The following is a 20566-nucleotide window of genomic DNA, read 5'->3' on the forward strand; positions in this document are numbered from 1 at the left end:
TTTGAGGGACTGCTTTTGAGGGATTGTTTTTTTAGGGATTATGGCTTTCCGAAGGTAAGACAGAAAAGAGATGTTGATAGTTACTCTACTTTAAAAGAGTGAGAAACGCCTGCATACGGGGTAATGGTGCCGTCCCAACCATTTTTCCAGTCTCCTAAATGCATGATGCGATAAGTGCCTGGCGGGGTATCCGAATTTATATGCCAATCAATGGTTACCTTGCTATAAGCAATGCCTTCACGCTCCCAGGTATAGCGGGTCTCAAAATCAGTATCGGTTAAATAGTCCCTCCATTTACCTTGATGCAAACGCTGTACTTTTAAGAAAGTATCTTCAGTGCGTAAGTTGTTTTTTGGGTGTGCTCCCCGGAAGGTAACACTGACCAACTCATTATGATGATAACTATCTTTGGGCTGAATAAGTACTTGTCCCCAAGCTTGATTCACTGGCTTATCATCAAAGGTCACGCCAGGTCTTTCGGCGAAACGCTTATTAGAGCGGTCTGGTGGCTTAATTTCACTGGTTACTTTGCTACCCTCACGCAGGGCTTGAGCCAGCTGTACATATTCTTGCTGATACGCACTGGCTTGGTACGGGCCAAATTCGGTAGAAGCCCCTTCATAGTGTTGCTGTGCATATTCTGCTCGAGTAGTAACATAACCACTGTAATTATTGGCCAAACCGGCGACCACCAAAGTATCTACCCCTATAGGGGCTAACTCTTTAGCTACGGCTTGTCGTAAATGACGTCCGACCATGGTGGTGGGCTCGCCAGGTATGGCAATGAGCCCCAAGTTTCCGATACGCATTAACTGCACAGGCTGCTGACTATTGACCCAGCCCCATTTACCCGTCGGTAATAGAACGGGCTTCTCAAGCTGACACGCATCTTGGCTAACCGAGCCCACCACCCCAAAAGCAGCTCGAGTGGCACTGCCTAATACGGATCTATCTGTCTTATTAACTTTATCACTTATGCTCAGAGTGTCTTTGGTCATGCCTTCATAGATGCCGGGTATATCGGAAGGCCCATTTTCAGCACCGGATGCAAACGAATAGCCACGAGCAGGAACACATAGTTTTTGGGGCCCGTCACCTTGGGTAAAGTTTTCACTGACCTCATACCCTGCCAGGTTTATCCAGCGCGATCGAGTATCAATGGGTCCTGAGACCGGGTGACCTTGGTTCCACAGTTCAGTTGCTTTTTTTAGCTGCAAAGACCCATCTCGAATTACGTTTTCCCATTCATTCTCACTTCCCTCATAGCCAGGCGCTGAATAGGCATTACCGCCACTGGCTACCACATCCCCTTCATCTGCGTTAGCAAAGGCTGCCACAAAATTAGGGTTATGTTGTTGGCGCAGCTTAGCTTCCATGCCCAATTGGGCATAACCTTTGTTGTCAGCACTCAAATGACTAAACTGGTTGCTAAAGCTGGTGGGATGGATCGCAAACCAGTTAATGAGTCCTAAAGGGGTGTCATCTGCGGCATCAAGGCGCAGCTGAGTCATAACTTCATTGACACTACTGTCAAAATCTTTGGCCTCTGGATTGGCGTGATAAGCGACCAAAGAGCGGTTGCGGGTGGCCTCTGCTAACTTACCTTGAGCTAGGCTTAATTTACCAGGGACTAGGCTGTTATGTGCTCGTTTGATTGAACGGACGATACCGTCAACTATGGCCTCAAAGGTTTGCTGACTATAGCCTGCTTGTGTATCGTCTTGACTGGCAAGCTGATACAGCTTCTGATGAGAGTAACCGCCATTGCCCACATGAGTATGAATCGCCGTGAGCATAACGTTCTCATCAGTATAAAGTGTGCCAAATTCCACTTGCAGACGTTTAATCACTTCAACTTTTACTGCGGTGAACATGGCCCCCAAATCGGCAGAGACATAAACAATGCGATTTGTTTCCGCATCGGCTTCAGCAATAATAAAAGCTCGAGAATATAAGCGGTCATTAATGCCGGTTACGACTTGCTTTGCGGCATAACCAAACATGCCTGTCTCAGCCGCAGGACCGGTAATGTCCGCTTTGCCAGCGCCTACTAAATATTCTGAGGCGGTAGGTTTTGCTATAGAGGGGGAGTCTATGCCCATAGTTTGGGCTGAAACAGAGGGTAAATCAGCGGTAGAGTTGTCTACGTCACTAAGACAGGCGACTGAGTTCAAAGTAACGGTGGCAGCACAAAGTGAAGTAAGTAGCATAACAATTGCTCTTGGTAAAAATGAGGGGGCATGGGATTGCTTAAGTAGAAGTTTAAGTGTTTAATTTATCACTGAATACAATAACTACTCTTTTTTATATTTGGGTTCCCCCTATGGTCTCGAAAGTATCGAAAACTTGTCCCTGTCGTATTACTCCTAACGCTACTGTGCCAGCTACCTCAAACTCCGATGAGTTGGCCTACAGTGAATGTTGCCAGCCGTTACATCAAGGTGAGAAGCGTGCTGATAGTAGCGAGGCTCTAATGCGCTCACGATACTCAGCTTTTGTGATGGTTTTGACCGACTATATCATAAAAACCACCCTGCCAGCCCAGCAAGCCTTATTAGACAAACCGGCAATTAAAGCATGGGCAGAGCAGACCAGATGGGCGGGATTGGAGATTATCAATCATAGCCCCAAAGTAAGTAAGCGCCATGCTCAAGTAGAATTTAAAGCTTATTATTATGAGGACCAGTTAGGCAGTCCTAAGTTATCGGCTCATCATGAGTTGTCGACTTTCGTTAAAATAAAAGACCGCAAATCTTCATCAAAAAATGAAACTAATGGGGCAGAGAGCTGGTATTTTTTAGACCCTACCGTCGGCATGACCCTGACCCAAAAACAGCCTTGTAATTGTGGGTCAGGAGAGAAGGTCAAACGCTGTTGTGGCCCGTTTTTATAGGCTGCCCAAATGGATACCGTTGTGGAGATTTAGGCTTAGACGCTATAAGCTGGCGCCCACTTCTTTAGCAATAGCGATGCCTTCTTCAATGGTCAAGTATTTACGTAAGCTCGGCGTGTCTCTAAATTCAATATCCCCATCACGGAACACTAAGCATTCATTAACTGCCAACTGTTGCCATTCTTCGTTTTCTGTTAAAGGGACGGTAACAATGATGCTGACTTTGTCTTTATCGGTAGTGACATCGCTAAAGTTAATGGATAAGTCATCATCGGCAAGCTTGGCTTCACCAAAAGGGGCTTTACGGGTTAAATAAAAAAGCAGCGAATTAGCATAAGCCAGCTGCCAATCCCCATTCGATAATAAACAGTTAAATAACCCATTGGCAGCCAAATATCGACATTGAGTGGTCAAAAATTTGAACAGCTCTTGGTCCGATGGACGCTGCTTGTAAGTAGACTTCAAGCGATTGATCAAATAGCAAAAAGCGGCTTCAGAATCTGTGGTGCCCACAGGGCGACAATACTCACTATTGCCATTGTCTTGCAGACGTTGACAGCGCTTAATAAAGCCTTCATTCATTTGGCCATTATGCGCAAACACCCACTGCTCACCCCAAACTTCACGCACAAAAGGGTGGGTATTGGCCAAGCAATTGGTGCCTTGGGTGGCTTTTCGAATATGAGCAACCACGTTTAATGCTTTAATTGGGTAGTTTTTTACCAACTCTGCGACGGGTGAGCGAAAGCTGGGTTTATCGTCATGGAATACTCTAAGACCTCTGCCAGACTTTTGAGCGGGGCTTTGATCGGACAGATCACAGGCGCTCGGCTCAAAAAAAGCAATGCCAAAGCCGTCACTGTGATGATCGGTATTACCGCCTCTATTATGAAAGCCGGTAAAACTAAAGCCAATATCTGTTGGTGTATTGGCATTCATACCTAATAATTGACACATTTACACTATACCGCCTTTAATCTTCTTCATTATCTGGTTGTTGAGTGAAATCAGAAACTTGATCCACCTCAATACTGTCTAAAATTTGTTTTGCCTTAGCCAACTCTTGTTTTTGGACCCAAAGTACAGCTCCAGAATTCATACCCGGTATCGCACTTAAAGTTTGCAACGCTACCTCAATACCGTTGTTTCTAAGTAAGTTGGCATGAAGCTCGGCTTGAATATTTGTATCAAAACCTACCAACTTGTACCAATCATCAACTTGATTACTCATGGTTCTATCCCTATTAGTGAAACGTTATTTGAGTGTTTGGCTATTTTGAGTTTTTAACCGGTTTAAGTCATTAGCTATTCTGAGTAACTGTTATTTAATGATAATAGTCAGCAATTCAGCAGGTATGTTTCACGTGAAACAAATTTATACTTCACCAATTTTTATGCCAACTTGATTCCAGTGATAAGCAGCCAAGCGCTTCATCAAATCTGGGTTTTTTACCATGATACTATCGCCGGTACGCCCTTGTTCACGGTTGTAGTAAATCACATTAAGTCTTAATAGCCAGAAAGTCACGGCTGCCATTGCCAACATTACTGGGAGTGCCTGCTTTTCAGCTGCGCTCAAAGGACGTTTGCTTTGATAGCCCTCGATAAAAGCCTGTTTCTTTTCGGTGTTAAAATTAACGCTCTCACCATCATTTGCGTCGCCCCAGGTGGTAGAGAAGTCATTGATAGTGATGGCAATGTCCATTACATAATGTTCCACACTAACTTCTGTGAAATCCAGGAGACCGGTTAGCTTCTCATTACCGTCTTCCAAATCCCATAAGGTGTTATCAGCGAACATATCTAGGTGACAAAGGCCTTTTGGTAAAGACTCTAGCGGTAGCTCTTCATAAGCTTGCCAAATATCGCTCATCAGCTTGGCTTCATCGGCGGGCATAAACTGAGTTTCACGATCACGCACCTGATCCCAAGGATATAAAGGCACGCCATACTCCTCGGCTGGCGTTAAGCTTTGTAGCACGTTGTGTAATGTGGCCAATGCCTGCCCCATGCTATAACACATATCTGGTGTGGTTTGCTTGGGATGTCCCCCAGATAAACAAGGCACTAAAGTAATGGCCTTACCTTCAAAGTGAGCCACATAAGGAGAGGAGCCTTCAGCCGTTGAGGAGCCCTCAGCTGTAGAAGATCCGTCCGTATTAGACGCTACTTTGGCTAGAGGCGCAGCAACTGGCAAAGTATCTTTTAGACGGTTCAAGATGGTGGCCATTTTGGCAATGTCTTCGGGAGGACGCTCTTCAAACAAGGTAAATACGTAAGAGGGGCTGTCTGCTGTATCCTCTGTGGTTTGAATAAACCAGTTAGAGTTTTTGATGCCTTGGGTGATAGGAATGGCCTTGGCAAAAGAAACGCCAAACATTTGACAAAAATCTTTGAACTGGTCATCTGAAAGGTGAGTATAAACAGACATGAGGCTCTCTTAATAGTTAGGGTTAAAGAATAAGTAGTGGGATAAACTAAAAAAATAAGGGGTAATTGAGTATTTAACTATACTCTCATTATACTTAAAAGTCGGCAAGTAGCAGCTATCAGCTTTGATGACAATTTGCTGTAATAATTTACTATTGTCTAAACTGGCTATTGTCTAAACTAATTAGTATCTCCGATAGTCCCGTTTTAATGCGGCGCACATAGTTCATGTCATTGATTAAGGAGGAAGCCTGCATCTTGTCTATTTTATTTTCTCTGAGTTTTTCCAATACCTGGGCATGAGGTAAGTGAGTCTCTTCACTGCTTTCAATAAAGGCGGTTAATGCCCGTTGTTTTTCTGCAAGTAGTTTGGCATAAGACTCAGGATCTAACTCCTTGCTGGGCTGAAACAAAGAGCGGACCGCGTTAAAGCTAAGCAACATCTCAAACAGGCTTTGGCGCAGCGCCATGTAATCTTGATGAACCTCAGCGTCAGGATTGCTTAAAAATTGGTGCATATTTTTTTGTAAGTGCTTACTTTGTTTGACTATTTCTACCACGTGGAAAGCGGCAATATGAGCCTCGGTCAACTTCTTCTGTAACTTGCCATGAGGATTGATATCAATCTTACTGGTGAAGTTTAAAATCTCGCTATAAAGGGGTTTTATTTGCCACTCATAGATGGTTTGTACATCTAGCTTAAGCGGAGGTTTGGGGTCGGGTAGCCGGCCTGTGGGACGGTATAACTCAGCATTAGGTACATAAATGGCGTGACAAATCACCTCTAGTGCTAAAGTAGTTAAGTGCTGAATTTCTTGAATGACCGCAGAAATAGCCGTGTCTGTGGCCTTTAACATGTTTCTGTGAAGGTGAAGCGGCAAAACGGCCTCAGAGTCATCAGGCAGCTGTTTTTTCGGTCTTTTATCGGGCAAAAACAACTTTAGTTTTTCAATAAACTGTTTCTGAATGCCCCAAAATACCGATACTCCCAAAACGTTGAATAAGGTGTGAAACAAAGCCAGTTGTAATAAGGGAGAGTTCATTCCCGCCATTTTTGCGACCCAAGCCACACTATAAGTTAAGGGCACCCATAGTATTAGGGCCAGTAGTGCGGTAATCCAGTTATAGATTAAATGGGCGAGAGCCAGTCTCTGCCCATTTCGATCGCTGCTCAGCATGCCTACCAAAGCGGTGGTAAAGCTACTGCCTAAGTTGGAGCCTAAGGCAATTGCAAAACCTTGGGTGAGTGTGATCTGACCGGCGGCTAGTGCCGCTAAGATTAAGATTATTGTGGCATGCGAGGACTGTAAAACACAGGTCAGTAAAAAGCCAAGTAGGGTAAATAGCAGAACTTGGCTAATGCCACTGGCTTCAATGCTGTTGAGTTCAATAGTAGCAAAGGCGCCAAAGCCATCCTTAATTGAGTCAATCCCTAAGAAAATTAAGGCAATACCAACCAAGGCTTGCCCAAAAAATTTAAGCCGCTTGTCCAAAAAGCCAATAAAAACGCCCACCACCAACATCGGAACGGCTGCAGGACTTAAGCTGACACTTTGACCAGCTAAGGCCAGAAGCCAAGCACCACTGGTTGCCCCTAAGTTAGTGCCCAATATAACGGCTAAACCGCCAGACAAGGTAATCATGCCTGTGCTTAAAAAGGCGATAGTGAGTAACGAGACCAGAGTGGTTGACTGCAAAAGAAAGGTCGAAAAAATACCAAACAAAAACCCTTTAGTCGGCGTAGCCGTACTTTTAGCCATTACTCGCTCTAAAGTACCCCCAGCAGTATTGTGTAACCCTTCTTCAATACACTGCATACCAAATAAAAACAAAGCCAGTCCATAACACAGAACCATCCAAGCTGAGTTCATGACAAAAGAGTAGACCAGGGCTACCAGCAGCAGAGCAAGCCCAAGGTACTTTGTTTTTTTGAGGTGCCGCAGGACAAAGGTAGGCACCATACTGTTAATATAACGGTTTTTCATTTTCATAAGGGCACACAGCCAGGCTAATCAGGCCAATGGTTTTATAGATTAGCTTAAATAGCCGCAGTAAACCATGTGCGACAGCTAATATTTATCAATTAAAAATCGGTTCTAGTGTTTCAATAGTCCTTCAATAATTATTATCCAAAGACAATGACCCTATTTTGGGTTATTTTTTTGCTAAAATGAAGGCAGGGCTAGAGGTATAGAGCGATACTAGGCATAATGCAGGTTGATTAAACAAAAAAACAGCACTCACTTAAAGCAGTATTTGTTCAAAATTTTAGAAACAGGATGAAGGCAATGTTGGCAAAAAGAATTATTCCATGTTTGGACGTAGACAATGGCCGTGTGGTTAAAGGCGTACAGTTTGTCGATATTAAGGATGCGGGTGATCCAGTAGAAGTGGCGCGTCGTTATAACGAGCAAGGGGCGGATGAAATCACTTTTTTAGACATTACCGCGACCCATCACGGCAGAGATACCACCTATGACATGGTTGAACGCATTGCTGAGACGGTATTTGTGCCTTTAACTGTGGGCGGCGGTGTACGTAAAATTGAAGACATCCGTAATTTACTCAATGCCGGTGCCGATAAAGTAGCGATTAACTCAGCGGCGGTGTTTACCCCAGAGTTTGTTGAGGAAGCTGCTGCTAAGTTTGGTAGTCAGTGCATTGTGGTAGCCATTGATGCCAAAAGGGTAGCCGATGTAGACGGTGAGCCTAGATGGGAGATTTTCACCCATGGTGGTCGTAAACCTACGGGGATTGATGCTGTAGCTTGGGCGGCTAAGATGGCTGACTTGGGAGCTGGCGAGCTGCTAGTCACCTCGATGGATGGCGATGGTACCAAGCAAGGTTATGATTTAGAGCTAATGAAAGCCATTACTAGCACCGTTAATGTCCCGGTGATTGCCTCTGGTGGTGTCGGTAATTTGCAACATTTGGCAGACGGGGTACTCAAAGGCGGCGCCGATGCGGTACTGGCTGCCAGTATTTTCCACTTTGGAGAATATACCATTGGAGAGGCGAAGCAGTTTATGGCAGATCAGGGTATTGAGATGCGTCTATAGCGCCATTCATCAAGGCAAAACAGAGCACAGCAGTGGCTGCGGTGAAATAGTTACATTTTTGTCGCTATTAACCCAGTTATTCACAACGATTGCTACTAAAACCGCCTTTAAAAAATGTTATCATAGCTGTAATTTTATATCATCATTCGGATTAGGATGTCGTTATGCAAGATTTACAAAAGCAACGTGAAGCCATTACTCATATTGAAGGCAATTTATATCAAAATAAAGACGCTCGTATCGGTATCGTAGTGGGTCGTTTTAATGCGTTTGTTGTTGAGTCACTAGTAGACGGTGCCATTGATGCGTTATTGCGTCACGGGGTATCTGGCAGCAATATCAGTGTGATTCGTGTGCCCGGTGCATTCGAATTGCCATTGACCGCCCAGCGTGCTGCAGAATCAGACCGTTTCGATGCGGTTGTGGCATTGGGCGCAGTAATTCGTGGTAGTACGCCTCACTTTGATGTGGTAGCCAATAGCTCTGCAAGTGGTCTAGCCAGCGTCTCTATGGACTATAACATCCCAGTCATTAACGGTATCTTAACCACAGACACCATCGAGCAAGCCATTGAACGTTCAGGCACCAAGGCGGGCAACAAAGGCGCTGAAGCTGCGATGGTAGCGCTTGAGATGATCGCTGTGTTGTCTCAACTTGATGTTGATTATGATGAAGAAGACTAAATCAGTTTTCCTATTCGGTTAATTTTTTTATCCTGTTAGTTGCTGCCGCAGTTTCGACTGCGGTGGTTTTGTCCCTAAAATATTTTTAGTTAATAACCCATAGTAATGTCAAAGCTCGCTCTTTGATGATAGGTATTTATATACATGAGCACTCGAAATCCGGCACATACTAAAGACAACCCTCAATCAAACGACCAGTTTGATATAAATGAATCTAGTTACAAGACCAGTCACGCTGCTGTGCGTAAGGCACGTCGTTTTGCTTTACAAGGCCTGTACGAGTGGTTGATGACGGATCATCGCTTTGAGCAAACAGGAATGAGTGAGTGGAAAGAAAACCCTCCTCATGATATTGCAGCGCGTACTCGTGCCAGCAATGCTATGCACACCGTACACCTGGGTTATTATCACAGCATGATGCGTGAAATACCTGAGCAAATTGATGAATTAGAAGCTTTAATTGCTCAGCATTTAGACCGCCAAATTGATCAGATTGACATGGTGGAGCATGCGGTGCTGCTTATCGGTGCTTATGAATTAAAGCACAGCTTACACATTCCTTATAAGGTTGTTCTTGATGAAGCCATGAAGCTAAATACTCATTTTGGCGCAACCGATGCTCATAAGCTTATCAATGCGGTTATGGATAAACTAGCTGCAGAGCTACGTACCGTTGAAGTAGAAGCTGATAAAGGCACAGGCTATAAGCAGAAAAAGCAGCAAGCCAAAGCGGAGCAGCTAAGTACGGCGCAAGCAGATGAGGCGATGGTTGAACAGGACAATGCTGAGCAAGCGTCGACTGAAGCACCAAAAGCTGTAGAGGCAGATCAACAGCCTCGCCAGCCAAAACCACGGATTGGGCTTAAACCAAAAAAATAGCCGAACAGAGGCTTGGGCTTATTAAGTTTTCTATATAAAGGCAAGGCTATCTATTGATCTCGATAGATAGCCTTTTATTTAAGTAGTCTTGGCTTTGCTCTAAAAGAGAAGGGCTTCATAAGCGGCTACAATAGGTAGTGACTCTATCAAACTTTAGGATGAAGAATGATGACTGAATTTGAGATTATTTATCGTTATTTCAAAGCCCAAGATACCGAGGGAGCAAGTATTGAACATACGGCCATTATCAAGGATTTGGGAGACGACGCTGCAGTAGTAGCCATCAATGCGCCTAGCCAGTGGGTCACTTGTGTTGATACTTTAGTTCAAGGTCGGCACTTTAGTGAAGATTGGCAGCAGGTATCTGAATTGGCCTTTGCTATTGGTTATAAAGCGGTTGCGGTTAATATTTCTGATATCGCGGCCATGGGCGCTAGGCCTCACAGTATTCTATTGGCACTGGCTTTGCCTGAACGTCTTGCCAATGAGCCATGGTTGGCGGAGTTTGCCAAGGGGTTGTTTCATGCGTGCAAGCAGTTTGGCGTAAGACTGATTGGTGGGGATACCACCCGTAACGATAAGCTGGTTATCAGTATCACTGCAAATGGGATACTGCCTGTGGCCATTCAACCTGTCTATCGCAGTGGGGCTAAGGTAGGGGATAAGGTTTATGTTTCTGGCACTATAGGCGATGCCAGTTACGCTCTTAATCATCCTGAAACTGAGGTTGGAAAGCAGCTGGCTCATCGACTGCATATGCCCACTCCGCGCAGCATCTTAGGTCAAAAGCTTGCCAGTACTGGCTTGGCAACGGCGATGATGGATGTCTCCGACGGGCTAGTTCAGGATTTAGGGCACTTATGTCAGCAAAGTCAGGTGGCCATGAGTCTACAATTGGACCAGCTGCCAACAAGCAAGCCCTTACAGCATGTAGAGTTGGCCGAAAGACTACGCTGTCAGCTGACAGGCGGAGATGACTATGAGTTGGTATTCACCCTGCCGGCATCGGTGCAGTTATCCCAAGACTTACTGTCTTCAGTGTCTACCCCGGTAACCTGTATTGGTGAGGTGATAGAGTTAGAGGAAGAGGAAGAGGAAGAGCAGTCAGTCGGTACCACTAACTTTGGGCCATCAGCTATTAAGCTTACCTATCAAGGCACTGCCGTTACCGAGCAAGCGCCTTATCCTTTTGATGGCTTTCCCAATTTACACGGCTATCAGCACTTTAGTAGCTAACCCAATATTTAACTATAATATAATTAGCCCAATGATTATGAGGGGGCGACTATGTCACTAGATTCTAATATGAACCACAAGCCAGATATTAGTAAAGCCAATGAATGTCCTCCTCTGCCTTTAGGGGCCAGTCTGCTCGATAAGGTGGTATATTGGCTGGGAATTGGTTTGGGTAGTGGGTTGCCGAAACGGGCACCAGGGACCTGGGGGACTTTAGGCGGATTAGTGATAGCTTTGCCTTTACTGCACTTGGGTTTTATTTCCTTCTTGGTTATTAGCTTAATGGCAAGTATAGTAGGTATTTGGATCTGTGATAGAACCTCGGTATTGATGCAAGTCCACGATGACCCGCATATTGTCTGGGATGAATGGGCGGGCATATGGATCAGCTTATTGCCGCTGTCTTTCATCATGACTTATGCTCCGCAATATCTAACCCTAGGCTACTACTGGCTTGCGATAATTCTGTCTTTTATTTTATTTAGATTTTTTGATATTGCTAAGCCCAATCCTATCAGGTGGGCGGATAGAAAACTAACGGGCGGCTTAGGCATCATGTTAGATGATATTTTAGCCGGCATTATGGCTTTAGTAGCTTGGTTGATGATTGTGGCTAGTATTGTGACATTTTACCCTAGCAGTTATGGGGCTTAGCCTTACAATCATGGGACCTAGCATCAGTAGTTAGACAGAGAATATAATACCAGAGCTTTGGGTAAAAATTTTACAAGAAGCCTCGAGCAACAATAGTGCAACTGAATCCATTTTATTAGTTTTGATATATTATTTTAGATAAATAACGGCTTTTGGATGTCCTTTACCATCAGCCATTGATTTTTGCTATTTTTTTTATTTCGCTAAGAGTTAACTGCTTATGACTACCACACTAACGACGATTATTCTTGCAGCGGGTAAAGGTACCCGTATGAAATCTGCCAAACCTAAGGTTTTACAAACATTGGCAGGCAAGCCATTATTGGCCCATGTGCTAGACACCTGTCAAAGTGTGAATGTAGACAAGACTATTGTGGTCTATGGGTTTGGTGGTAATCAGGTGCAGCAGGCGATGCAAGAGTACGAGCTAACTTGGGTTGAGCAAACGGAACAGTTAGGCACAGGCCATGCAGTTCAAGTGACTTTGCCAGAGTTGCCAACTGAGGGCAAAAGCTTAATCTTATACGGTGATGTTCCCCTAGTCAGTGCCAAAACTTTGACGCGTCTAAAAGAGGCCAACGTTGAAGGCATGTCTATGTTGACCTTAACCGTTGATAATCCTTTTGGTTTGGGTCGTATTAAACGTGATGAGCAGGGTAATATTATCGCTATTGTTGAGCAAAAAGATGCCAATGAGCAAGAGCAGGCGATTCGTGAAATTAACAGTGGGATTTATTGTGTAGACAATACTTTATTACATAAGTACTTGCCAAACTTGTCTAATGACAACGCTCAACAAGAATACTATTTAACCGATATTGTGAAAATGGCCGTGGCGGATGGGATTGCAATTACTGCTATTGAACCCGATTATGAGTTTGAAATTGAAGGGGTAAATAACCGTCAACAGCTGGCCAGTCTTGAGCGTAGTTGGCAAGCTAAATTGGTAGAAGATTTACAGGTTCAAGGGGTACAGTTCGCTGACCCAAGTCGGGTTGATATTCGTGGTGAAGTCAGCGTCGGTCAGGATGTGTTTGTTGACATCAACGTAGTGTTTAAAGGTAAAGTAAGCTTAGGCAGCAACGTGACTATTGAAGCGGGTTGTATCATTAAAGACACCCAAATTGGCGATAACGTGCACATCAAACCCTACTGCGTCTTTGATGAAGCGCAAGTAGGAGAGGAAGCAACGATTGGGCCCTTTGCTCATTTGCGTCCGCAATCGGTATTGGCCAAAAAGACCCGTTTGGGTAACTTCGTGGAGATTAAGAAATCTCACATTGGCGAGGGCAGTAAGGTCAACCATTTAAGCTATGTGGGCGATGCACAGCTAGGAGCGGGCGTTAACTTTGGTGCTGGGGCAATTACTTGTAATTATGATGGGGTTAATAAGCATCAGACCGTTGTGGGTGATAATGCCTTTATTGGTACCAATGCTTGCTTGGTGGCTCCGGTTAATATTGGGGAGACGGCAACCATCGGTGCTGGGTCGGTAATTACCAAAAATGTGGAAGACAAGGCATTAGCGATTGGCCGAGGACGTCAGGTTCAAAAAGACAACTATCAGCGTCCTGAAAAAAAGAATTAATCTAATTATTGATGTCCCTATACTTAAGAAAATGGGCTCAAAAAGCCCATTAAAAAGTTTTGTGAATTTAAACAGCTAGTAACAGTTAATTATATTGATGAGTAAAGAGCAGAGCAGGCCAAACAGGATGGGCTCTATTGTAATACCTTATCAGTAACCATGATTTGAGGATTTTTTATGTGTGGAATAGTGGGTGCGGTAGCAGAGCGTAATATATCAAATGTATTATTAGAAGGCCTGAAGCGTTTAGAGTATAGAGGTTACGACTCAGCTGGCTTGACCATTATCCATGAAGGTGAGCTACACCGTGAGCGTCAAGTGGGTAAGGTACAAGCCTTAGTAGATGCTGTAAAAAATGATAGTGAAAGCTTTAAAGGTCATATCGGTATTGCTCATACCCGTTGGGCGACTCATGGTGAGCCTGCACAACACAATGCCCATCCACACGTTTCAGGTAAAGTGGCGGTGGTTCACAATGGGATTGTTGAAAACTATGGCCCGCTAAAAGAAGAATTAATAGAGAAAGGCTATACCTTCACTTCTGAAACGGATACAGAGGTCGTGGCGCATTTAGTGGCCGAAGCCTATAAAGAAACCAATAATTTATTAAAGGCCGTTGAGAAGATTGTTCCTTTATTGCATGGTGCTTTTGCTTTAGGTGTCATTCATGTGGACAATCCGGATGAGCTAATTACTGTACGCCTAGGGTCACCTTTGGTTATCGGTGTGGGTATTGGAGAGAACTTTATTGCTTCTGATCAGTTGGCACTATTGCCAGTAACTAACCGCTTTATGTATCTTGAAGAAGGCGATATTGCGGTTATTAAGCGCGACAGTATTCAGGTATTTGCCGACGGTCAGCCTGTAGAGCGTAACATTACTGAGTTAGATGCTAAAAACCATAATGCTGATAAAGGTGAGTTTAAGCACTACATGCTTAAAGAGATTTATGAGCAGCCTGATGCAGTGGCCCGTACTGTTGAAATGGGGGCGACTGGCAACGATTTGAAAGAAGAGTTTTTACAGCGTCATGAAGCGCTTTTGGCCAAAGTTCGTAACATTCAAGTCTTGGCTTGTGGTACCAGTTATCATGCCGGTTTGATTGCCAAATATTGGTTTGAAAACTTAACCCGCCTGCCTTGCTCTGTGGAAGTGGCGAGCGAGTTCCGTTACCGTAATCCCGTGGTAGTGGATGATACCTTGATTATTTGTCTGTCTCAGTCAGGGGAGACCGCCGATACTTTATCTGCGCTTCGTGAAACCCAGCGTAGAGCTAAGGCCGGTGAGATTAAAGGCTTAACTACTTTAAGTGTCTGTAACGTAGCAACTTCCTCTCTAGTTCGTGAAACCGATATATTTATCCCAACACTGGCTGGTGTTGAGATTGGGGTAGCGTCAACCAAGGCCTTCACCACTCAATTGGTAGCTTTAATGCTGTTGGTATTGAAGGTGGGTAAAGTTCAGCAGCGCATGGAACCAGAGCAGTTATCTGAGATTGTGACTGAGATGCATAAGCTAAAAGGTCAGCTTGATAGAAGCTTAAACTTAGATCAGGCGATCGAAGCTATGGGTCAGAAGTTTGAAGCCAAACACAGCACCCTGTTCTTAGGCCGCGGGGTGCAATTCCCATTGGCTTTAGAAGGGGCGCTAAAGCTAAAAGAAATCTCCTATATTCATGCTGAAGGCTATGCTGCAGGAGAGCTGAAACATGGTCCATTGGCTTTAGTTGATAAGGACATGCCTATCGTAGTGCTTGCGCCAAAAGACAGCATGTTAGATAAGCTAAAAGCAAACATGCAAGAAGTTCACGCCCGTCATGGCGAGCTGTTTGTATTTGCTAGCGAGTCGAGCCAACTGGTGAGCGATGAGCGTCTACATGTGATTCATGTGCCAGACGTCAATGAGCATTTAGCCCCAATTGTGTATAGTGTGCCAGTGCAGTTCCTGTCTTACCATGTGGCGGTAATGCGCGGTACTGATGTGGATCAGCCACGTAACCTGGCTAAATCGGTAACAGTCGAATAATTACCGGTTAGATAGAAGATTATAAAAAAGCCCCTGCCAAAATCTGGTAGGGGCTTTATTGTTTGCATGGTTGAGCAGAGTATATTAAGTTAGAGCTTAACGCAGGCCTTTATAAAGGAAATAACAGCCTATAAGGGTCAATAGCACTGCAAAGCATTTTTTTAGCATAGCCGGTGATAAAATATGCGCTACTTTTGCCCCCAATTTAGCGGTAAAGAAGCTCATGGAAGCAATGCCTAAAAAGGCATAAATGTGCACAAAGCCAATGGTATTGGGAACATCAATTTTTTGCTGCATCCCAAATAACATAAAGCCCAATGCACCGGCAATAGCAATGGGTAATCCGCACGCTGCTGAAGTGCCAACTGCCTTTTGCATTACCACCCCATAACGTGTTAAGTAAGGCACAGTCAAGCTGCCACCGCCGATACCGAAGATGGCAGAAGCAATGCCGATAACCCCGCCAGCAGCTAATTGCTTAGGTTTCGAGGGCAGTACCACCGGAGTATGGTTAGCATTCACACTACTAGCTGCCTGTTTTTTGCCGCCGAAAAACATTTTGTAGGCCACCCACAGCAAAAAGATACCGACAATGATCTGTAGATGTACGCCCGAAATTTGACCGGCCAATCCTGCGCCAAAAAAGCAGCCGAGCGCCATGCCAGGAGCTAGATTTTTAAAAACCGGCCATATCACAGAGCCTTTTTCATTGTGCGCCATAAGAGAGCTTATCGAGGTGACAATAATGGTCGCCAGTGACGTCCCTAACGCCAGATGCATGATGGTATCAGGATCATAATTCATTTGGGTAAATACAATAAACAGTAGCGGTACGATAATGGTGCCACCGCCCACGCCAAATAGCCCTGCAGCAAATCCTGCCAGAGCGCCAATGATTAAAAAAATGATTAATTCCACAGGGCAAATTCTTCTCAGTTAAAAGATGGAGGGAAGGGCTAATTTATTTAGGTAGCCGTTTAGTTTAAAAGCTATATTATATATAGGACTTTTTAACTGAAATAGCTACCATCAATAATAACTGTTTGGGCTAAGCAAACGATAATTCAGCCACTTGGCCCAACTGATGGTACGAGCGATTAAAGTAAACCAAGCTATGCTCAGCATTATCTTGGTTTTCAGGGAGTTTAATGTCAACCACTCGGCACATAAACACACTGTGCGTGCCCACCTGTTGGATCTGCTCAATTTCACAATCGAAGCTGACCAAAGCATCTTCTAACACTGGTGCTCCGGTAGTCAGCTTTGTCCATTGGGCTTGCTCAAAGCGTTCGGTCTGAGTGAGCTTGGAGGCAAAGGCATTGGAGATGGACTCATGCTGTGCGCCCAACACATTCACACTCAAGATTTTATTTTCAACAAAATAGCTATGTGAGCGAGAGGCTTGATTCATACAAACCAACAAGGTTGGCGGCGTATCGGTAACGCTACACACCGCAGAGGCCGTAAACCCGTGCATGCCAGAATCACCAGTGGTGGTGACGACATTGACTGCAGTGGTTAACAAAGACATGGCCTCTCTAAAGTCAGTAGCTTCAATCATTACTTTAATCCTAAATTCAAAAAACATGGTGGCTAGAGACTAGCCACTTTTGATACAGTTACAGCTCTTAAGCGGTAAGCTCATCACGCACGATTTTGGCACCGGCACTTAACGCTTTTAGCTTGCCTCGAGCCACTTGGCGTGACAAAGGAGTCATGCCACAGTTGGTTGAAGGATAAAGCTTATCCGCATCCACAAATTGCAGTGCTTTACGCAAGGTAGCCGCCACTTCCTCTGGAGTTTCGATAATGTTAGTGGCCACATCAATGGCGCCTACCATTACTTTTTTGCCACGAATCAGCTCGATCAACTCCATTGGCACGTGTGAGTTTTGGCATTCAAGCGACACAATATCAATTTTTGACTGTTGAAGTTTGGGGAAGGCCTCTTCATATTGGCGCCACTCTGAACCCAAAGTTTTTTTCCAGTCATTGTTGGCCTTAATCCCATAGCCGTAGCAAATATGCACTGCGGTTTCACACTTTAGCCCTTCAATAGCACGCTCTAAAGTAGCGATACCCCAGTCGTTAACTTCATCGAAGAAGACGTTAAAAGCAGGCTCATCAAATTGGATGATGTCCACACCAGCGGCCTCTAACTCACGTGCTTCTTGGTTTAAGATGGTGGCAAATTCCCAAGCCAGTTTTTCACGACTTTTATAATGGCCATCATACAGAGTATCGACCATAGTCATTGGACCGGGTAAGGCCCACTTAATGGGCTGATCGGTTTGTTGACGTAGAAACTTAGCGTCTTCGACAAACACTGGCTTTTGACGGCTCACCGCGCCCACTACTGAAGGCACACTGGCTTCATAGCGATCGCGGATTTTTACGGTCTCACGATTTTCAAAATCCACTCCATCAAGATGCTCAATAAAGGTGGTCACAAAGTGCTGGCGGGTCTGCTCACCATCACTGACGATATCGATGCCGGCGTGGATTTGCTCTTGCAAGGTCAAACGCAGCGCATCTTGTTTGGCTTCAATCAGCTCATCACCTTCTAGCTTCCAAGGTGACCAAAGTTTTTCAGGCTCAGCCAACCAAGAAGGTTTGGGTAAGCTGCCAGCGGTTGAAGTCGGTAATAATAGGGCCATGTTATTTATCTTCTCTATTCTAATAGGGGGTTCAAAAAATTTAGTTAATAAGGTTTCGTTGCAGGGTGTTTATCTGCAAACTATTAACAAGCCATTAAGCGGCTTTTTTTTGCGATTTACCGGCTTCAGCAGGGTAGCTCACTTCATAACTGGCTGCCCACTCATCAAGCGTGTCTTGATGCGGCTTAATAAACTGCTCTTCAGTAAATTTGCCTTGCTTCACGGCCAGTTGATTGCGCTCTTCACGGTCATACACCACTTGTGTCAGCGAGTAATCTTGGTAGTTTAGGCTTGGCTGATAAACTTCACCAGCCGCTGAGTTGGCGTTGTAAATTTCAGGGCGGTAAATCTTCTGGAAAGTCTCCATGGTGCTAATGGCGCTGATTAACTCAAGGTCAGTGTAATCGGCTAATAAGTCACCTGAGAAGTAAAAAGCCAAGGGGGCGGCGCTGTCTTTAGGCTTAAAGTAGCGTACTCTTAACCCCATTTTATGGAAATAGGCATCCGTTAATGAGTACTCATCTTGTTTATATTCCACACCCAATACTGGATGCTGGTTGGTGGTGCGATGATAGGTCTTGGTGGTAGACACGCTTAAGCAAATCACCGGCTGTTTATTAAAGTTGGCTTGGTAAGCGTCTGAATTTAATAAATGTTGAAACAGTTTGCCGTGCAGCACACCAAAGTCTGCAGGGGGTGGTGTATTTGGGTTTTTAGCAAAATGATCCAACAGTACCACGCTAAAGTCATAGTCGCGTACATAAGAGGAGAAACTATTGCCGACAATACCCTCAATGCGTTTATTTTGTTTATGGTCAACAATGGTGGTTTGTAGAATCTCAATCGCTGGGAAGGTTTTACCATTGCCCTCAACATCTAAATTGGCGGATATAATATCCAGCTCAATAGAGTAACGGTCAGCGTTTGGGTTATCCCAATGCGCTAAGGCATTAAAACGATTGTTAATCATAGTAAGGGTCTTGCGTAAGTTTTCCTGACGACTTTCACCACGGGCTAAATTGGCAAAGTTGGTGGTCAGACGCGTGCTGTCAGCAGGCTTATAGTTCTCGTCAAAACGAATTTTTGAAATCGAATAAGTAAATTTGTTGCTCATAATATTTGCTACCCTAGTTGTTCAAGATAAAACCGAATTTGTGTATGAGATAAATCATACCCAAGGCTTTACATGAATGAAAACGATTTAACTTAACCTAAAGATGAGTTAAATTCATGTTAATTGCTTTTTGCATCAAATCTTGAGTATTTTTTTAGTGAAATCTGCCCAAAAGAAGGGGGGCGTGTTAGAGGGAGAGGAGCATGTAAGCCTTTATTTTATAAGGGTTTAGTGGAAAACTTATTTGTTATGTAGTTAAGGTAGGCAATTGAAAAATAACAGCTAATGCTAGGGATAAACTCAGAAAGTATAGAGGGGAGTAAACAGGCTAGATTCAGCCCGTCTTGAACCAAACTCAGCTTATTATGAATAAATATCAGGATATATAGCTTGAATCCACCTTCACATATATAGAGTTTAGGCGGTCACAGTTGAAAAAAAGGCCGTTTCCACTAAGAGAAATCGCCTGTAGTCATTTTAATGATATAAAAAAAGACCACCTTATAATGGGCGATCTTTTTACAATAAGCTCAGCTTTAACAATAGCCTTAACTTGGCAGTTACTATTCTACCTAGTTTAGGCTTAGATGCTTTTCAATAACTATTTAGCCTCAGTTTTTGCAACTGCTTTAAAATGAGCTACTTGATGGTTATTAGTCACTACTAGCATTGGCGTTTTATCCGCCCCTTGGCTTAAGGTATACTTACCTACGACAGAAGCAACAGACGCTGCATCAAATTTAGCTTCTGCATCAGGACAAGCCATCATAGTACTCATCATACTTCCTAACTCCACATTACCATTTACAATGCTATAAGGAGCTGAGATAGTATTACAAGTATTCATCAGACTAACCATATTGTTGCCCTCTACACTCATAAAGTTCAGAGTTAAAGGCTTAGCAGCATTGGTAAATAGGGCATCCACTTTTTTACCATCGGTAGTTTTTGCATCCACCAATTGCCAGTTATTGGCCTGAAGGGCCGCATCTGTAATTTGATAAGTAGTAATATTGCCAGCTTTGGCGTCACCTTCTGCCATGCCGGTAGTAGTTTGACAGCCTGAAACTAAAGCACTCATGGCGATAGCACCGGAAATCATTAGCATATTCATAGTTTTCATATAAAATCCTCTCAAAATTTAAAGTTTTTCATTGGTTTATTATTGATATAGAGGAGAGAGGTGACATACCCTAACCCTATTTTTTAATACTTCTTTTGCTAAATACCATTATTACAGAGCCTAAATACACTGACAAGAGTCAGTAACCATTCAAATACTATAAAACCGCCACAGTTACTAATATAGGACGCAGCATTAAGTGGGTTTTTCATTGGGGTTAGGCTT

General features: G+C 44.1%; 18 protein-coding genes. 8 read left to right on the forward strand and 10 right to left on the reverse strand.

What is annotated here, in order from left to right:
- Positions 1-80 precede the first annotated feature (80 nt).
- Positions 81-2210, reverse strand: coding sequence for a neutral/alkaline non-lysosomal ceramidase N-terminal domain-containing protein (locus B3S92_RS07665; protein WP_296204541.1), 2130 nt, complete (start codon positions 2208-2210; stop codon positions 81-83).
- 113 nt (positions 2211-2323) lie between these two features.
- Here B3S92_RS07665 and B3S92_RS07670 point away from each other — a divergent pair, with 113 nt between their 5' ends.
- Positions 2324-2893: a YchJ family protein gene (locus tag B3S92_RS07670; RefSeq protein ID WP_296204545.1), complete on the forward strand. Its 570-nt coding sequence runs from the start codon at positions 2324-2326 to the stop codon at positions 2891-2893.
- 42 nt (positions 2894-2935) lie between these two features.
- Here the strand turns inward: B3S92_RS07670 and B3S92_RS07675 are convergent, their stop codons facing one another.
- The 4 genes from B3S92_RS07675 to B3S92_RS07690 form a co-directional block, all read right to left on the reverse strand.
- Positions 2936-3850 carry a class II glutamine amidotransferase gene (locus B3S92_RS07675; protein WP_296204548.1) on the reverse strand — a complete coding sequence of 305 codons (915 nt, stop codon included), beginning with the start codon at positions 3848-3850 and terminating at the stop codon, positions 2936-2938.
- A gap of 16 nt (positions 3851-3866) precedes the next feature.
- Entirely contained in the window at positions 3867-4124 is a 258-nt protein-coding gene (locus tag B3S92_RS07680) for a DUF2007 domain-containing protein (protein ID WP_296204551.1), read from the reverse strand.
- Positions 4125-4268: 144 nt separating this feature from the next.
- The gene (locus tag B3S92_RS07685; protein ID WP_296204553.1) at positions 4269-5324 is read right to left on the reverse strand and encodes a homoserine kinase; all 1056 of its coding nucleotides are present in this window, start codon (positions 5322-5324) and stop codon (positions 4269-4271) included.
- 151 nt (positions 5325-5475) lie between these two features.
- Complete coding sequence (locus B3S92_RS07690; RefSeq protein WP_296204555.1) at positions 5476-7314, reverse strand: Na/Pi cotransporter family protein; 1839 nt, start codon at positions 7312-7314, stop codon at positions 5476-5478.
- A gap of 297 nt (positions 7315-7611) precedes the next feature.
- Between B3S92_RS07690 and hisF the strand changes: the two genes are divergently transcribed.
- The 7 genes from hisF to glmS all read left to right on the forward strand — a co-directional run bounded on the left by hisF (position 7612) and on the right by glmS (position 15447).
- Entirely contained in the window at positions 7612-8382 is a 771-nt protein-coding gene (gene hisF, locus B3S92_RS07695) for an imidazole glycerol phosphate synthase subunit HisF (protein WP_077451547.1), read from the forward strand.
- 164 nt (positions 8383-8546) lie between these two features.
- Entirely contained in the window at positions 8547-9065 is a 519-nt protein-coding gene (ribE, locus tag B3S92_RS07700) for a 6,7-dimethyl-8-ribityllumazine synthase (RefSeq protein ID WP_077451546.1), read from the forward strand.
- A gap of 144 nt (positions 9066-9209) precedes the next feature.
- Positions 9210-9944 (forward strand): transcription antitermination factor NusB, encoded by a 735-nt coding sequence (gene nusB / locus B3S92_RS07705; RefSeq protein ID WP_296204559.1) that lies wholly within the window; start codon positions 9210-9212, stop codon positions 9942-9944.
- 168 nt (positions 9945-10112) lie between these two features.
- Complete coding sequence (thiL, locus tag B3S92_RS07710; RefSeq protein ID WP_296204608.1) at positions 10113-11180, forward strand: thiamine-phosphate kinase; 1068 nt, start codon at positions 10113-10115, stop codon at positions 11178-11180.
- A gap of 51 nt (positions 11181-11231) precedes the next feature.
- The gene (locus B3S92_RS07715; RefSeq protein ID WP_296204561.1) at positions 11232-11834 is read left to right on the forward strand and encodes a phosphatidylglycerophosphatase A family protein; all 603 of its coding nucleotides are present in this window, start codon (positions 11232-11234) and stop codon (positions 11832-11834) included.
- A 220-nt stretch (positions 11835-12054) separates the two neighbouring features.
- Positions 12055-13422 (forward strand): bifunctional UDP-N-acetylglucosamine diphosphorylase/glucosamine-1-phosphate N-acetyltransferase GlmU, encoded by a 1368-nt coding sequence (glmU, locus tag B3S92_RS07720; RefSeq protein WP_296204563.1) that lies wholly within the window; start codon positions 12055-12057, stop codon positions 13420-13422.
- Positions 13423-13599: 177 nt separating this feature from the next.
- Positions 13600-15447, forward strand: a complete 1848-nt coding sequence (gene glmS, locus B3S92_RS07725) for a glutamine--fructose-6-phosphate transaminase (isomerizing) (protein ID WP_296204566.1) — start codon at positions 13600-13602, stop codon at positions 15445-15447.
- Positions 15448-15543: 96 nt separating this feature from the next.
- Here the strand turns inward: glmS and B3S92_RS07730 are convergent, their stop codons facing one another.
- The 5 genes from B3S92_RS07730 to B3S92_RS07750 all read right to left on the reverse strand — a co-directional run bounded on the left by B3S92_RS07730 (position 15544) and on the right by B3S92_RS07750 (position 20341).
- On the reverse strand, positions 15544-16365 hold the full coding sequence (locus B3S92_RS07730; RefSeq protein WP_296204567.1) for a sulfite exporter TauE/SafE family protein: 822 nt from the start codon (positions 16363-16365) through the stop codon (positions 15544-15546).
- 130 nt (positions 16366-16495) lie between these two features.
- On the reverse strand, positions 16496-17008 hold the full coding sequence (locus tag B3S92_RS07735) for a flavin reductase (protein ID WP_296204570.1): 513 nt from the start codon (positions 17006-17008) through the stop codon (positions 16496-16498).
- 67 nt (positions 17009-17075) lie between these two features.
- On the reverse strand, positions 17076-18104 hold the full coding sequence (locus B3S92_RS07740; RefSeq protein WP_296204572.1) for a methionine synthase: 1029 nt from the start codon (positions 18102-18104) through the stop codon (positions 17076-17078).
- Between the two features lie 94 nt (positions 18105-18198).
- Entirely contained in the window at positions 18199-19218 is a 1020-nt protein-coding gene (locus tag B3S92_RS07745; RefSeq protein WP_296204574.1) for a DUF1852 domain-containing protein, read from the reverse strand.
- 601 nt (positions 19219-19819) lie between these two features.
- Positions 19820-20341, reverse strand: coding sequence for an META domain-containing protein (locus B3S92_RS07750; protein WP_296204576.1), 522 nt, complete (start codon positions 20339-20341; stop codon positions 19820-19822).
- Positions 20342-20566 lie beyond the last annotated feature (225 nt).

The organism is Psychrobacter sp. UBA3962 (genome assembly GCF_002385225.1).
Classification (GTDB): Bacteria; Pseudomonadota; Gammaproteobacteria; order Pseudomonadales; family Moraxellaceae; genus Psychrobacter.

What these genes read in the sequence shown, in the direction of transcription:
- glmU (WP_296204563.1), top strand. Translation starts at nt 12,055, where the DNA reads ATGACTACCACACTAACGACGATTATTCTTGCAGCGGGTAAAGGTACC.
- B3S92_RS07665 (WP_296204541.1), bottom strand. Translation starts at nt 2,210, where the DNA reads ATGCTACTTACTTCACTTTGTGCTGCCACCGTTACTTTGAACTCAGTC.
- B3S92_RS07690 (WP_296204555.1), bottom strand. Translation starts at nt 7,314, where the DNA reads ATGAAAATGAAAAACCGTTATATTAACAGTATGGTGCCTACCTTTGTC.
- B3S92_RS07675 (WP_296204548.1), bottom strand. Translation starts at nt 3,850, where the DNA reads ATGTGTCAATTATTAGGTATGAATGCCAATACACCAACAGATATTGGC.
- hisF (WP_077451547.1), top strand. Translation starts at nt 7,612, where the DNA reads ATGTTGGCAAAAAGAATTATTCCATGTTTGGACGTAGACAATGGCCGT.
- glmS (WP_296204566.1), top strand. Translation starts at nt 13,600, where the DNA reads ATGTGTGGAATAGTGGGTGCGGTAGCAGAGCGTAATATATCAAATGTA.
- B3S92_RS07680 (WP_296204551.1), bottom strand. Translation starts at nt 4,124, where the DNA reads ATGAGTAATCAAGTTGATGATTGGTACAAGTTGGTAGGTTTTGATACA.
- B3S92_RS07745 (WP_296204574.1), bottom strand. Translation starts at nt 19,218, where the DNA reads ATGAGCAACAAATTTACTTATTCGATTTCAAAAATTCGTTTTGACGAG.
- B3S92_RS07670 (WP_296204545.1), top strand. Translation starts at nt 2,324, where the DNA reads ATGGTCTCGAAAGTATCGAAAACTTGTCCCTGTCGTATTACTCCTAAC.
- B3S92_RS07750 (WP_296204576.1), bottom strand. Translation starts at nt 20,341, where the DNA reads ATGAAAACTATGAATATGCTAATGATTTCCGGTGCTATCGCCATGAGT.
- B3S92_RS07685 (WP_296204553.1), bottom strand. Translation starts at nt 5,324, where the DNA reads ATGTCTGTTTATACTCACCTTTCAGATGACCAGTTCAAAGATTTTTGT.
- B3S92_RS07740 (WP_296204572.1), bottom strand. Translation starts at nt 18,104, where the DNA reads ATGGCCCTATTATTACCGACTTCAACCGCTGGCAGCTTACCCAAACCT.
- B3S92_RS07715 (WP_296204561.1), top strand. Translation starts at nt 11,232, where the DNA reads ATGTCACTAGATTCTAATATGAACCACAAGCCAGATATTAGTAAAGCC.
- nusB (WP_296204559.1), top strand. Translation starts at nt 9,210, where the DNA reads ATGAGCACTCGAAATCCGGCACATACTAAAGACAACCCTCAATCAAAC.
- thiL (WP_296204608.1), top strand. Translation starts at nt 10,113, where the DNA reads ATGACTGAATTTGAGATTATTTATCGTTATTTCAAAGCCCAAGATACC.
- ribE (WP_077451546.1), top strand. Translation starts at nt 8,547, where the DNA reads ATGCAAGATTTACAAAAGCAACGTGAAGCCATTACTCATATTGAAGGC.
- B3S92_RS07735 (WP_296204570.1), bottom strand. Translation starts at nt 17,008, where the DNA reads ATGATTGAAGCTACTGACTTTAGAGAGGCCATGTCTTTGTTAACCACT.